Genomic DNA, 13,689 nt, shown 5'->3' with positions numbered 1-13,689 from the left:
AGGAGCAAGGAGCAAGGAGCAAGGAGCAAGGAGCAAGGAGCAAGGAGCAAGGAGCAAGGAGCAACTCAGTATGTGCCCGGCAACGCAGATCGCAGAGCATTTTCCTTGTCACTTGCTCCTTGAGCCTTGTAGCTACCTGACCACCCCTGCCCTTCTGAGCCTGGCGATATCGTCCCTGGTGAGGCCCATCTCGGCGAGGATCGCATCGCTATCCTGGCCGAGCCGAGGGGGCGCCACCTCGCTGGTGGCGGACTTACCGTCGAAACGCAGCGGGTTGGCAACCTGGGGGACCTCGAGATCGCCACTCGGCAACGTCCGCCGCAGGCCGCGATGGCGCACCTGAGGATCGTCGAAGACCTCGGTCAGGGTATTGATGGGGCCCGCGGGGATCCCGCGCGCTTCCATTTCGTTCAACCAGTCATCGCGATCGCGCTCGAGCAGGATCGGCTGGATCAGCGAGACCAGCACCTCCCGGTTGCCGACCCGAGCAGCATTGGTGGCGTAGGCGGGATCCTCGGCCCACTCGGGATGGCCGAGCATATCGGCAAAGCGCGTGAACTGGGTATCATTGCCCACGGTGAGCACCAGATGGCCGTCGGCGCAGGCGAAGGCCTGATAGGGCACAATATTGGGGTGGGCGTTGCCATGGCGCTGGGGTGACTGGCCTTCGACCAGGGCGTTGAGTGCCTGGTTGGCCAGGGTTGCTACCTGAACATCGAGCAGCGCCAGGTCGATGTGCTGCCCCCGGCCGGTGCGCGCGCGCTCCTGCAGGGCCGCCAGCACGCCCACCGCGGCATAGAGACCGGTCATCACGTCGGTGATCGCCACGCCGGTCTTCATGGGCATGCCGTCGGGTTCGCCTGAGAGGCTCATCAGCCCGCCCATGGCCTGGATCATGAAGTCGTAGCCGGCCCGATGGGCATAGGGGCCGTCCTGCCCGAAACCGGTGACGGAACAGCCGATCAGACGTGGGTTGATCGCCCTGAGGCTGGCATAGTCGAGCCCGTACCTGGCGAGGCCGCCAACCTTGAAGTTCTCGAGCAGGATATCGGCACCCTTCGCCAGCGACCTGACCAGCTCCTGTCCGCCTTCGGTGGCGATGTCCACGGCCAGCGACTGCTTGCCGCGGTTGGCGCACAGGAAGTAGGCCGCTACCCGTTCGGCATCGTCCTGCCCCTTCTCGAGGTGTTCTGCCAGCCAGGGCGGCCCCCAGCCGCGGGTGTCATCGCCCCGCTTCGGGTGCTCGATCTTGATCACCCGGGCCCCGAGATCGGCGAGCAGCTGGCCGGCCCAGGGCCCGGCCAGTACCCGCGACATGTCGAGCACCGTGATGCCCTCAAGCGGCCCGCTCATCTCGAGCCTCCCATTACCCGGTAAAGGCCTGGATGCCGGTCTGGGCGCGTCCGAGGATCAGGGCATGGACGTCGTGGGTGCCCTCGTAGGTATTCACCGCCTCGAGGTTCATGACGTGGCGGATCACGTGGTACTCGTCGCTGATGCCGTTGCCGCCGTGCATGTCACGGGCCATCCGGGCAATGTCCAGGGCCTTGCCACAGTTGTTGCGCTTGATCAGCGAGATCGCCTCGGGCACCAGCTGGCCGTCGTCGATCATGCGGCCGACGCGCAGCGCTGCCTGCAGACCCAGGGTGATCTCGGTCTGCATGTCGGCAAGCTTCTTCTGGATCAGCTGGTTGGCGGCCAGGGGGCGGCCAAACTGCTTGCGCTCCAGGGTATAGTCGCGGGCCGCATGCCAGCAGGCCTCGGCGGCGCCCATGGTGCCCCAGGCAATGCCGAAGCGGGCGCGGTTGAGGCAGGAAAACGGCCCCTTGAGGCCGGTAACGTTGGGCAGCCGCTGCTCGTCGGAGACCTCCACGTCCTGCATGGCGATCTGGCCGGTGATGGAGGCGCGCAGGCTGAACTTGCCCTCGATCTTGGGGGCCGTAAGCCCCTTCATGCCCTTCTCGAGGATGAAACCGTTGACTACGCCCTCGTCATCCCGGGCCCAGATCACGAAGACATCGGCGATGGGCGAGTTGGTGATCCAAGTCTTGGTGCCGTTGAGCCGCCAGCCGCCTTCGGTGCGAGTGGCACGAGTGCTCATGCCGCCCGGATCGGAGCCGTGGTCGGGCTCGGTGAGGCCGAAGGCTCCCACCCACTCACCGCTGGCCAGCTTGGGCAGGTATTTCTCGCGCTGAGCCTCGCTGCCGAAGGCGTGAATCGGGTACATCACCAGGCTCGACTGCACGCTCATGGCACTGCGGTAGCCGGAGTCGACGCGCTCTACCTCACGGGCGATCAGGCCGTAGCTGACATAGTTCAGCCCGGCGCAGCCGTAGCCATCGATGGTCGCGCCGAGCAGACCCAGCTCGCCCATCTCGTTCATGATCTCGCGGTCGAAACGCTCGTGACGATTGGCTTCCAGCACTCGCGGCAGCAGCTTCTCCTGGCAATAGTCGTGGGCAGTCTGGAGGACCATGCGCTCGTCTTCGGAGAGCTGGTCGACGAGGCGGAAGGGGTCGTCCCAGGTGACGGGAGTGATCTGGCTCATGGGGCATCCTCGGTTGGCGCGCTAAAATGTCTATATTTTTATTAAATGTAGACCAACAAGAGATATCTGCCAAGCCTCCCCTCGAAAAAATTCCCCTGAGCGTCCTGGTTGAAACCCCGCTACCCGCTTATGGGTACCGAGCCAGCACGCGGCGAATCTGCCACCAGGCAAGCAAGGCGACCAGCAGGTTGGCAACAAGCATGCCGGCGAAGATGCCGGTGCTACCGGCCAACCGGCCACCCAGCCAGGCCAGCGGCACGGTCAGCGCGAAGAGCCTGATCACCGACAGCCGCATGGCACGGGCGGGACGGTGCAGGGCGTTGAAGGAGGAAACCGCGAGGATCACCACGCCCTGGGCGCCGAGCCCCAGTGGCACCAGCCACAGGAAGCGGCGCAGCACCTCCCCGACCGCATCGCGCTTGGCATAGCCAGCCACCAGCCAGGGCGCCAATAGCTGCAGTCCGCCCCAGACCAGCAGCTGCCAGGCCAGCACGAAGACAAAGCAGCCCAGGATTGCCCGGCGGACCCGGTCATGCTGGCCGGCGCCGGCATTCTGGCTGACCAGCGGTGACAGGGTCATGGAGAGTGCCAGCACGGCGATCAGGGAGATGGCCTCGATGCGCGATCCGACGCCGAAGCCTGCTACCGCATCATGACCATGACCGGCCACGATGCGGGTTATCAGCCCCAGGGCGATGGGCGTGAAGACACTGGTGACGGCGGCCGGGCCTGCGATGCGGCTCAGCTCCCGCCAGGAATCGAGAAGACCTCGCCCCGTCAGACCGGCGAAGTCGAAGAGCTCGCGCAACTCGCGCTGGAAGACCAGCACAACCGCCATGAGCCCCCAGCTCATCACCGTGGCGAGCGCCGCGCCGGAGACTCCCAGGGCCGGGAAGGGCCCGATGCCAAAGATCAGCCACCAGTCCAGCAGCACGTTGACGCCAGCCGCCAGTGCCATCGTCAGCCCCTGGGTAGCGGTATTGCCGTGGGCGCGCAGGATGCTGTTGAGTACCCTCGGCACGATCACCGCCGCCGCCCCCAGATACCAGATGCCCATGTAGTCACGGATATGCGGCATCAGCAGGTCATCGGCACCCATCAGGCGGAACAGCGGCTCCAGGGTGGTTAGCCCCAGCAGCGTCATGCACAGCCCCACCACCACAGCCAGCAGGGCCGCATCGGTGGCTCGGCGTCGCACCGTGCCGAACTCGCCCTGCCCCAGCCGGCGAGCCACCACCGCCGAGGTCCCGATTCCCAGGCCGATGGCCAGGCTGATCACCGTGAACACCACCGGAAAGGTGAAGGCCACCGCCGCCAGCTCCTCGGTGCCGAGGCGCGAGATGAACCAGGTATCTACCAGATTGAAGCTCATCATGGCGATCATGCCGCCGACCACCGGCAGGCTCTTGCGCAGCAGGGTCAGGCCGATGGGCCCTTCGAGCAGCTCGCGGCGGGCGGGACGGGAGCGGGATGCAGGCGGCGAGGAGGGGGAAGCGGGTGCGCTCATGGAGGCTCTCGACGGAAAACGGGCACTGGATTGTGCCGCTTCCCCGGATGGAGGGCAAAGCTCGCCGAGCGCCGAGCAGGATGATGGCACCGGCAGTAATGTGGGAGCTGTCGGTTCGACGTCTCGACTTGCACGGCGATTTTCGCCCTCCGCTTTTCGCGGTGCGAGCACCGCTCCCACAATACCCCGTGCACTCCACTTTTCGCGGTGAAAGTCGAGGCGTCGAACCGACAGCTCCCACAAAGCCCCGCTCCCACAACATTATTGGGCCAAGGCTGCTTGGCCGCTTGGCTGCTTGGCTGCTTGGGGCTTACTTGTCCTCGCCCTGACGATAAAGGGTCTGGATACTGGAGAAATCGAGCTGCCCGCTGCCCTGGGCACTGTGCAGGGCGAAAAGATTGCGGGCCTGTGAGCCCATGGGCACCGTGGACTTCGAGCCCAGTGCCAGCTCCCAGGCCAGCCCCAGGTCCTTGGCCATCAGGTCGGTCAGAAAGCCGCCCTGGTAATCACGAGAGGCAGCGGCGCCTTCCATCACCCCGGGCCAGGGATTATAGACGTTGAGCGCCCAGTTGCCGCCACTGCTCTGCTTCATGATCTCGGAGAGCACGGCCGGGTCCATACCGTTCTTCACGCCCAGCGCCAGGGCCTCGGCGGTACCCGACATCAGGATGCCCAGCAGCATGTTGTTGCAGATCTTGGCGACCTGCCCCGACCCCACCTCGCCAGCGTGGAAGATGTTCTTGCCCATGGCCTCGAGCAGGGGCTTCGCCTGCGCGTATCCCTCCTCTGCCCCCCCGACGATAAAGGTCAGGGTGCCCGCCTTGGCACCGCCCACCCCGCCTGAGACGGGGGCGTCCAGGTAGGTGAAGCCGCGTTCGGCGGCGGCGGCGCCTACCTGGCGGGCATCGTCGGGGGCGATGGTCGAGGAATCGACGAGCAGCGGCTTGCCTTCCAAGGCATCGAGCAGCCCCGGGTTGCCGTCGCGGCCCATGTAGAGCCCCTTGACGTGCACCCCGGCCGGCAGCATGGAGACGACCACATCCGCCCCCTTGGCGGCGACCTCGGCGCTGGCGGCGCGCTTGGCTCCCTCGGCTTCCAGGGCCTGGATGGCGCTCTCGACCAGGTCGAAGACGGTAACGTCATGGCCGGCCTTGACCAGGTTGATGGCCATGGGCGACCCCATGTTGCCGAGGCCGATAAAGGCGATTTTCATTGGCATGGCTCCTGTTGCGTTATGAGTTGTTCAGGGACGGCGTAATGCCTTTAGCCGACCCGGTGACCCAGCCCCAGGTCGCGCAGGGGATGTGACTCGCTGGACCAGGGTGGGGTCATCAGGGCCTGGATATCGGCATGGGGGACCCCGGCCACGCTGTCGTGCTGCCAGCGTGGCGCCTTGTCCTTGTCGACCAGCAGCGCACGCACCCCCTCGACGAAGTCCCCCTGGCGGCAGCACTGCACCGACAGGCCGAGTTCGTCGCGGAAGGCATCGGCAAGACTGGTGTGGGCATGGCGCTCGAGCATGCGCCAGACCAGCTGGGCACTCATCGGACAGCCGACCTCGAGACGCGCACGGTTGGCGGCGAGCCAGCCGTCGTCGGTGGTGTCCCGCAGGATTCGCCTGACGGCCGTGGCGGCATCCACCCGCCCCACCAGCGCCTGGAGATGATCGAGGTGGGGCCACACCTGGCCGGGGGGGGCGGCGCGGCGATCCTCGTGGTCATCGAGCGCCGTCTGTACGCCGGCACGCAAGGCCGGCAAGCTGCGGTCGCCGTAATCGGCCTCGACCAGGGCACCGAGCAGCGCCTCGCGGCGCTCGCGGGGGATGAAGCGGTCAGCCATCCCCAGGTCCAGGGCATCCCGGGCATTGAGCTGAGCCCCGGTCAGGCCCAGATAGGCACCCACGCCGGGGGGCATACGGCCCAGGAACCAGCTGGCCCCGATGTCGGGATAGAGACCGATGGTAATCTCCGGCATGGCGATGCGCGTGGTCTCGGTGACCAGGCGCTGGAAGCCGCCGGCCATCAGTCCCAGACCGCCCCCCATGACGATGCCGTCACCCCAGACCATCAGCGGCTTGGGGTAGGTGTGGATGCGGAAGTCGAGGCGGTATTCCGCGGTGAAGTAGGTCTCGGCGAAGAGGCCGTCGGGGCCAGCTCCGCGGTTCTCGCCCTCCTCAGTCAGCGAGCGATAGAGGGCCACCACGTCACCGCCGGCACAGAAGGCCTTGTCGCCGCTGCCCTCGAGCCACACCGCCACCACGCTGCGATCGACGGCCCAGGCATCGAGCTTGGCCTCGAGCTGGCGGATCATCTCCAGCGACAGCGCATTGAGCGACTTCGGTGCGTTGAGGGTGGCCACGCCGATGCGGCCACCATCGCGAGTGGGCAGCTCGTCGAAGAGTACTGCAAGGTCCGACATCTGAGGACTCCTATTGCAAGGATTCGATGACGCCGTCGGCCAGCAGGCGGCGGGCGACGATCAGGCGCATGATCTCATTGGTACCCTCGAGAATCTGATGCACGCGGGTATCACGGACCAGGCGCTCCAGGGGATATTCACGGATGTAACCATAGCCGCCATGCAGCTGGAGAGCCTCGTTGCAGACAGTGAACCCCATGTCGGTAGCGAAGCGCTTGGCCATGGCGCAGTGGGCCGTGGCTTCGGGGTCGCCCTGGTCGAGACGCCAGGCGGCGTGACGTACCATCAGCCGCGCAGCCGTCAATTCGCTGGCCATGTCGGCGAGCTTGAACTGCAGGGCCTGGAAGCTCGAAAGCTCGCGCCCGAACTGCTTGCGCTCGGCAAGGTAGTCACGCGACAGGGTCAGGGCCTGCTGGGCGGCACCGAGCGAACAGCTGGCGATGTTCAGGCGTCCGCCATCCAGCCCCTTCATGGCGAACTTGAAGCCTTCCCCTTCAGCGCCCAGGCGGTTGGTGACCGGCACACGCACGCCGTCGAAGCTGACCAGGCATGTCGGCTGGCTCTTCCAGCCCATCTTCTCCTCGTTCTTGCCGTACTCGACACCCGCGGCATCGGCCGGCACCACGATGGCCGAGACGCCACCGGCGCCACTTCCGGGCTCGCCGGTACGGGCCATGACCACCAGTACCTCGGTGGCCCCCGCGCCGGAGATAAACATCTTGCTGCCGGAGAGGACATACTCCTCCCCCTCGCGCACGGCCTTGGTGCGCAAGCTGGCGGCATCGGAACCGGCACCCGGCTCGGTGAGGCAGTAGGAACCGAGCGCCTCGCCGGCTACCATGGCGGGGACCCAGGCTTCACGCAGGGCACCGTCGCCCCAGCTGGCAATCATCCAGGTCACCATGTTGTGGATGGTCAGGTAGGCGGTGGTGGAGACGCAGCCCTGGGCGAGCTGCTCGAAGATCAATGAGGCCTCGAGGCGCGAAAGGCCCAGACCGCCGTGTTCTTCCGGGGTATAGATGCCGAGGAACCCCGCCTCGCCTGCCCGGCGGATGACGTCCACCGGGAAATGGGATTGCGCGTCCCAGTCGGCGGCATGCTCGACCAGCTCGGCCCTCGCGAAATCGGCGGCGGCCGCAGCCAGCGCCTTCTGGTCATCAGTCAGGGAGAAGTCCATGGGGAATCCTCTTGTTCAGCAATGAGTAGATAACGTCTTGTGGTTATTGTCCGGGCCGCTCGGTTCCGGGACAGGTCGCGAGGACATCCCGGCGGCATCATTGCCTCTTGCGACTGGACACCAACCTAGCACTTGCTAGGTTTATCCCATATCACCCCATGGTCGAACAAGCACTTTACGTTAACGTAAAGCTCGTCTAGTGTTGCCAGACGAGGTGGAAAACTGCCGGTTCACCACCCGGCCACAGGATCGACGCCATGACACAGCCAACCGCTCCGGCCAATGAGGCCAGTCAGGAGGCACTGCCTCGCCAGCACCGACACTACACCATCGGTGAGCTGGCGAGGATGTTCGAGGTCACGCCGCGCACCATCCGCTTCTATGAGCAGGAAGGCCTGCTGGCCCCGCGACGCGAAGGGCAGAAACGCATCTACCGCGAGAAGGACCGGGTGCGCCTGAAACTGACCCTGCGCGGCAAGCGGTTGGGATTCTCGCTGGCCGAGATTCGCGAGGTGGTGATGATGTACGACGCCATGCCCGACGGCAACGCGCGCCAGCTGTGGCGCCTGCTGGAGATACTGGCCGACAAGCGGGCCAATCTCGATCGGCAGCTGGAGGACATCCGCCTGATGCGCATGGAGCTCGACGACGTGGACCACCGTGCCCGGGAGGTACTGCGCAGCCTCGACCAGGAAGGCAGCCTCGGCCAGGAAGACTGAGAGGCGAGTACCCGAGCGATCCACGACGTCATCACCCGTTTCACGCACACCGCCACAGGCGACAACAAGACGAGAAACATCATGACACGCCAACATCAATCGATCAGCTACGTCAGCGGCACCAGCAACACCCCCCTCAAGGGCCAGACCATCGGTGACTGCTTCGACGATACCGTGGCGCGCTTCGCCGAGCGCGATGCCCTGATCAGCCGACACCAGGAGCTTCGCTACAGCTGGAAGGCGCTCCAGCAGGCCGTCGACGAAGCGGCCCGGGCACTGCTTGCCCTGGGAGTGGACAAGGGAGACCGCGTCGGCATCTGGTCACCCAACTGTGCCGAATGGACCATCACCCAGTTCGCCACGGCGAAGATCGGCGCCATTCTGGTCAACATCAATCCCAGCTATCGCACCCACGAGCTCGAGTATGCCCTCAAGCAGTCCGGCGCCTCGACGCTGATCCTGCAGGGCTCCTTCAAGGCGTCCGACTATGTCGCCACCCTGGCCGAGCTCGCCCCGGAACTGCGTGAGGGTGGCCCCGGCACCTTCTCCAGCGCCAGGCTGCCCGACCTCAAGCGCGTGATCTGCCTCGACGCGGAGCGCGCCCTGACCGGGATGTTCAGCTGGCAGTCGATGCTCTCCCACGCCGACGAGACCTCCGCCGAGCACCTGGCCGATATCCAGGCCAGCCTGCAGTTCGATGACCCGATCAACATCCAGTACACCTCGGGAACCACAGGCGCGCCGAAGGGAGCCACCCTCTCCCACCACAACATCCTCAACAACGGCTTCTTCGTGGCCCGCACCATGAACCTCACCGAAAAGGATCGCATGGTGATTCCGGTACCGCTCTATCACTGCTTCGGCATGGTGATGGGCAACCTGGGCTGTGTGACCCACGGCGCCACCATGATCTATCCCGGCGACGGCTTCGAACCCGAGCAGACGCTACGCGCCGTCTCCGAGGAGAAGGCCACCACCCTCTACGGGGTGCCGACCATGTTCATCGCCGAACTGGAGCATCCCGAGTTCGAGGCCTTCGATCTCTCGAGCCTGCGCACCGGCATCATGGCCGGCTCCATCTGCCCCATCGAGGTGATGCGCAATGTGATCGACCGCATGAACATGCAGGACGTCACCATCTGCTACGGCATGACCGAGACCAGCCCGGTGAGCACCCAGACCCAGACCGATGCGCCGCTGGAGAAGCGCGTCACCACGGTGGGCACCATCCACCCCCACCTGGAGGTCAAGCTGGTCAGCCCGGATACCGGTGCCGTGGTGCCCCGCGGCGAGACCGGCGAGCTCTGCACCCGCGGCTACAGCGTGATGCTCGGCTACTGGAACAACCCGGAAGCGACCGACAAGGCCATCGATGCGGCCGGTTGGATGCACACCGGCGATCTGGCCACCATGGACGAAGAGGGCTATGTGTCGATCGTCGGGCGCATCAAGGACATGATCATCCGCGGGGGTGAGAACATCTATCCCCGCGAGATCGAGGACTTCCTCTACACCCATCCGGCCATCTCGGATGTGCAGGTGATCGGCGTGCCCGACGAGAAGTACGGCGAGGAGGTGATGGCCTGGGTCAAGCTGAGCGAGGGTGAGTCGCTCGACGAGGAGGCGCTCAAGGCCTTCTGCAAGGGCCAGATCGCTCACTACAAGGTCCCGCGCTACGTGAAGTTCGTCGATGACTTCCCGATGACCGTCACCGGCAAGATCCAGAAGTTCAAGATGCGCGAGGAAGCCACCCACGAGCTGGGATTGGCGTAAGCGCCGAGCGCCGAGCGCCGAGCGCCGAGCGCCGAGCGCCGAGCGCCGAGCGCCGAGCGCCGAACAGGATGATGGCACCGGCAATAATGTGGGAGCTGTGCTTGCACGGCGATTTTCGCCCTCCGCTTTTCGCGGTGCGAGCACCGCTCCCACAATACCTCGTGCACTCCACTTTTCGCGGTGAAAGTCGAGGCTTCGAACCGACAGCTCCCACAACATTGGGCCAAGGCTGCTTGGCGCTCAGAGCCCCTTGGGCGCATAGATCCCCGGTGCGTTACGCCAGTAGCCCTTGTAGTCCATGCCGAAGCCGAAGACATAGCGGTCGGCGACTTCCAGGCTGCAGTAATCCGCCCGGAGCCCGGGCACCGCCTTGCGCGCGTGCTGCTTGTCGACCAGCACCGCCGTGGAGATGCTCGCCGCTCCCGCCTGCCGGCAGTAGTCGAGAATGGCGGCCAGGGTGGCGCCCTCGTCGAGGATGTCATCGACGATCACCACGTGGCGACCGGCCATGGGCACCTCCGGGGAGACCCGCCAGAACAGCTCACCACCCCGCAGGCCACCCCGGTAGCGCGTTGCGTGGAGATAGTCGACCTCCAGCGGAAAGCCCAGTCGCGTCAGCAGGTGGCCGGTGGTGATCAAGCCCCCGTTCATCACGCAGTAGAAGACCGGCAGGCGATCACCCAGGTCGCGGGTGATCTCGTCCGCCATGCGGTCCAGGGCACGTTCGACTTCGGGTTGCGAGATCAGACAGTCGGCATTGTCCATGACATCGCGCATGTCGCTCAGGGACGTCAGGGAATCGGCATCGAGTCGGGACATCATCGGTCGGCTCTTGAAGGGAGTCGGAAAATCGGGAAAACGTTTCAGCCCGCGGCCATCGCCTCGAGCCGCGCGTGGATGCGACGCCAGCGTGACAGAGCCTCCAGCGCCTTGAGGTCGGGGCGGGCCCGGCCGTAGCGCAGGCGCGTGGCGCGACGCGCCTGGCGTCCTCGGCAAGCATCCAGCACCTCACGGGCTGCGCTGCGGTCATTGCACACCAGCAGCATGTCGCACCCCGCCGCCAGCGCCAGCCGGGCGCGCTCTGCGGGCGTGCCGGCGGAGGCCGCTCCGCTCATGCTCAGGTCGTCGGAGAAGATCACTCCCTTGAAGCCCAGGCTCTCGCGCAGCATGCCTAGCCAGGCCGGCGAGAAGCCCGCCGGACGGGAGTCGAAGCCGGGATAGACGACATGCGCGGGCATCACCGCATCGAGGCGGGGCGCCAACTCGGCGAAGGGCAGGAGGTCGTGGCGGCGCAGCTCTTCCAGGGAACGCCCATCCACGGGAAGCTCATGATGCGAGTCGGCCGCCACACCACCGTGGCCCGGGAAATGCTTGCCCACGGCCACCATGCCCGCTTCGTGCAGACCATCGAGGAAGGCACGGCCCAGGCGGGCCACCGCCCAAGGGTCCGAGGAGAAGCTGCGATCGCCAATCACGCTGGAGGTGCCACCGTCCACATCCAGTACTGGCGCGAAGGAGAGATCGAGGCCACAGGCCGCCAGTTCCATGCCCAGCAGCCAGCCGGCATCCTGAGATAGACGCAGTGTTACCTCGGGCTGCTGGGCAAAGTCGCGGCCCAGGCGTCCCATCGCCGGCAGACGGGTAACCCCCTCGCGCAGCCGCTGGACCCGTCCTCCCTCCTGATCGACCGCCAGCAGCAGATCGGGACGCACGCGACGGATCTCGTCACACAGCGTGCGGACCTGGCCGGCCGAGGCGATGTTGCGGGCAAACAGGATCACGCCCCCGACCTCGGGGCACACCAGCAGCTCGCGCTCCTCGGGGGTCAGGCTCTGGCCCTCCAGATCCATCATCACCGGTCCGAGCATCTGGGTCATGATCGTGCCTTAGAAACATGAAAGGGAGCCGATTCTAGACCAAAGCCTCGGCACAGGACAGTCTGCCTGCATCACGGAGTATCCGGGCAATTGACGCTATCCCCCGATACAATGTTGGACCGGATACGACTGGACAGGAGTTACCCCCTTGCTCGCCGACCTTCCCCCCTTTCTGCTCTGGCCCCTCACGGTTGTCCTGGGCCTGTGTCTGGGCAGCTTCCTCAATGTGGTGATCACCCGCCTGCCGGTGATGCTGATGGTCGGCTGGCGCGCCGAGGCCCGTGCGGCCCTGGAACTCGAGCCGGAAGATACACGCCCCTTCAACCTGCTGACGCCCCGTTCGCTCTGTCCGCGCTGCGAGGCCCCCATCGCCTGGCATGACAACATCCCGCTGCTGGGCTGGTTCAAGCGGCGCGGACGCTGTGCCAGCTGCCAGGCGCGCATCAGCCCCCAGTATCCGCTGGTGGAGCTTGCCGGAGGCGTACTGGCCTTGTCGGTGCTGGCGCTCTACGGGCCGACGCTTGAGGCCCTGTTCATCCTCGGCGCCTGCCTGGCCCTGCTGGCCATGGCGGTGATCGACCTGCGCACCCAGTTGCTGCCGGACCTGCTCACCCTGCCCCTGCTGTGGGCGGGACTGCTCTACCAGCTGCTCTTCCAGCCGCTGCTGCTGCCTTCGGCCGTGGTCGGCGCCATGGCCGGCTATCTGGTGCTGTGGAGCTTCTACTGGCTGTTCAAGCTGATCACCGGCAAGGAGGGCATGGGCTACGGCGACTTCAAGCTGCTGGCGGCCCTGGGCGCCTGGCTGGGCTGGCAATACCTGCCCCTGGTCCTGATCCTCTCCGCCGGGGCGGGGGCCGTGGTGGGCATTCTCATCCAGCTGGCCATCCCGCGCCTGCGCGGGGCGCCCCTGCCCTTCGGGCCCTGGCTGGTGATGGCCGGCTGGATTGCCCTGCTGGCCGGCGAGCCGCTGATGGCGCTCTACACCGGCCTGCTCTATTAAGCTCATCACGGCTGGGACAACCTAACGACCAGGGAGGCAAGGATGATCATCGGCGTGACGGGCGGCATCGCCTCGGGCAAGTCCACGGTGGCGCGGGCGTTTGCCGCGCGGGGCATCCCCTGGGTGGATGCCGACGAGGTGGCCCGAGAGGTCGTGGCCCCGGGCGAACCGGCTCTCGGCGAGATCATCGAGGAGTTCGGCCACGATGTCCTCGCGCCCGACGGCCGCCTGAATCGCCGAGCGCTGCGCGAGATCGTCTTCGCCAATGCCGAGGCGCGCAAGCGGCTGGAGCGGATCACTCACCCGCGAATCCGCGAGCGGCTGGCGGCCCATCTCGAGCGGCTCCAGGCTCAGAACGCCCCCTATGTGCTGCTGATCTCACCCCTGCTGTTCGAGTCCGGCCAGGACAGGATGGTCGATCGTTGTCTGGTCATCGATGTCCCCGAGGCCACCCAGATTGCCCGCACCGCAGCCCGCGACGGGGTGGACGAGGCTCAGGCGCGCGCCATCGTCGCGGCCCAGATGCCACGGGCACAGCGCCTGGCGCGGGCCGATGACGTGATCGACAATGCCACCGACGAGGCGGGCCTGGAGGGGCAGGTGGCCGAGCTCGACCGTCAGTACCGGCAAGCCGTCGGTTTGCCTCCCGCGCCGTGATTCGTCATCCTTC

12 protein-coding genes are annotated in these 13,689 nt (G+C 66.1%); 4 read left to right on the top strand and 8 right to left on the bottom strand.

The features are described from left to right. Positions 1–132 precede the first annotated feature (132 nt). The 6 genes from HALO32_RS16395 to HALO32_RS16370 form a co-directional block, all read right to left on the bottom strand. The gene (locus tag HALO32_RS16395; RefSeq protein ID WP_151444965.1) at positions 133–1,353 is read right to left on the bottom strand and encodes a CaiB/BaiF CoA transferase family protein; all 1,221 of its coding nucleotides are present in this window, start codon (positions 1,351–1,353) and stop codon (positions 133–135) included. Between the two features lie 13 nt (positions 1,354–1,366). Continuing rightward, positions 1,367–2,548: an acyl-CoA dehydrogenase gene (locus HALO32_RS16390; protein ID WP_151444964.1), complete on the bottom strand. Its 1,182-nt coding sequence runs from the start codon at positions 2,546–2,548 to the stop codon at positions 1,367–1,369. 127 nt (positions 2,549–2,675) lie between these two features. Further along, on the bottom strand, positions 2,676–4,055 hold the full coding sequence (locus HALO32_RS16385; RefSeq protein WP_151444963.1) for an MATE family efflux transporter: 1,380 nt from the start codon (positions 4,053–4,055) through the stop codon (positions 2,676–2,678). A 310-nt stretch (positions 4,056–4,365) separates the two neighbouring features. Further along, positions 4,366–5,268 carry a 3-hydroxyisobutyrate dehydrogenase gene (mmsB, locus tag HALO32_RS16380; protein WP_151444962.1) on the bottom strand — a complete coding sequence of 301 codons (903 nt, stop codon included), beginning with the start codon at positions 5,266–5,268 and terminating at the stop codon, positions 4,366–4,368. A gap of 50 nt (positions 5,269–5,318) precedes the next feature. Continuing rightward, on the bottom strand, positions 5,319–6,473 hold the full coding sequence (locus HALO32_RS16375; RefSeq protein ID WP_151444961.1) for an enoyl-CoA hydratase/isomerase family protein: 1,155 nt from the start codon (positions 6,471–6,473) through the stop codon (positions 5,319–5,321). Positions 6,474–6,483: 10 nt separating this feature from the next. Beyond that, positions 6,484–7,650: an acyl-CoA dehydrogenase family protein gene (locus tag HALO32_RS16370; RefSeq protein WP_151444960.1), complete on the bottom strand. Its 1,167-nt coding sequence runs from the start codon at positions 7,648–7,650 to the stop codon at positions 6,484–6,486. Between the two features lie 257 nt (positions 7,651–7,907). Between HALO32_RS16370 and HALO32_RS16365 the strand changes: the two genes are divergently transcribed. Continuing rightward, positions 7,908–8,369 (top strand): MerR family transcriptional regulator, encoded by a 462-nt coding sequence (locus HALO32_RS16365; protein ID WP_151444959.1) that lies wholly within the window; start codon positions 7,908–7,910, stop codon positions 8,367–8,369. Between the two features lie 81 nt (positions 8,370–8,450). Beyond that, positions 8,451–10,142: an AMP-binding protein gene (locus HALO32_RS16360; protein ID WP_151444958.1), complete on the top strand. Its 1,692-nt coding sequence runs from the start codon at positions 8,451–8,453 to the stop codon at positions 10,140–10,142. A gap of 240 nt (positions 10,143–10,382) precedes the next feature. Here HALO32_RS16360 and HALO32_RS16355 read toward each other — a convergent pair whose 3' ends face one another. After that, positions 10,383–10,961: a hypoxanthine-guanine phosphoribosyltransferase gene (locus HALO32_RS16355; RefSeq protein ID WP_151445167.1), complete on the bottom strand. Its 579-nt coding sequence runs from the start codon at positions 10,959–10,961 to the stop codon at positions 10,383–10,385. Positions 10,962–11,005: 44 nt separating this feature from the next. Beyond that, positions 11,006–12,019, bottom strand: a complete 1,014-nt coding sequence (nagZ, locus tag HALO32_RS16350; RefSeq protein ID WP_151444957.1) for a beta-N-acetylhexosaminidase — start codon at positions 12,017–12,019, stop codon at positions 11,006–11,008. Positions 12,020–12,167: 148 nt separating this feature from the next. On the opposite strand from nagZ, the gene HALO32_RS16345 reads away from it, so the two are divergent. Together HALO32_RS16345 and coaE are read left to right on the top strand one after the other, a co-directional pair. Then, positions 12,168–13,019, top strand: coding sequence for a prepilin peptidase (locus tag HALO32_RS16345; protein WP_151444956.1), 852 nt, complete (start codon positions 12,168–12,170; stop codon positions 13,017–13,019). A 42-nt stretch (positions 13,020–13,061) separates the two neighbouring features. Then, on the top strand, positions 13,062–13,676 hold the full coding sequence (gene coaE / locus HALO32_RS16340) for a dephospho-CoA kinase (RefSeq protein ID WP_151444955.1): 615 nt from the start codon (positions 13,062–13,064) through the stop codon (positions 13,674–13,676). The last annotated feature ends 13 nt before the right edge of the window (positions 13,677–13,689 follow it).

It is taken from the genome of Halomonas lysinitropha, assembly GCF_902500215.1.
Lineage (GTDB): Bacteria > Pseudomonadota > Gammaproteobacteria > Pseudomonadales > Halomonadaceae > Halomonas > Halomonas lysinitropha.
The sequence above is the reverse complement of the archived record's forward strand: the minus strand, read 5'-3'. Positions and strand labels throughout refer to the sequence as shown.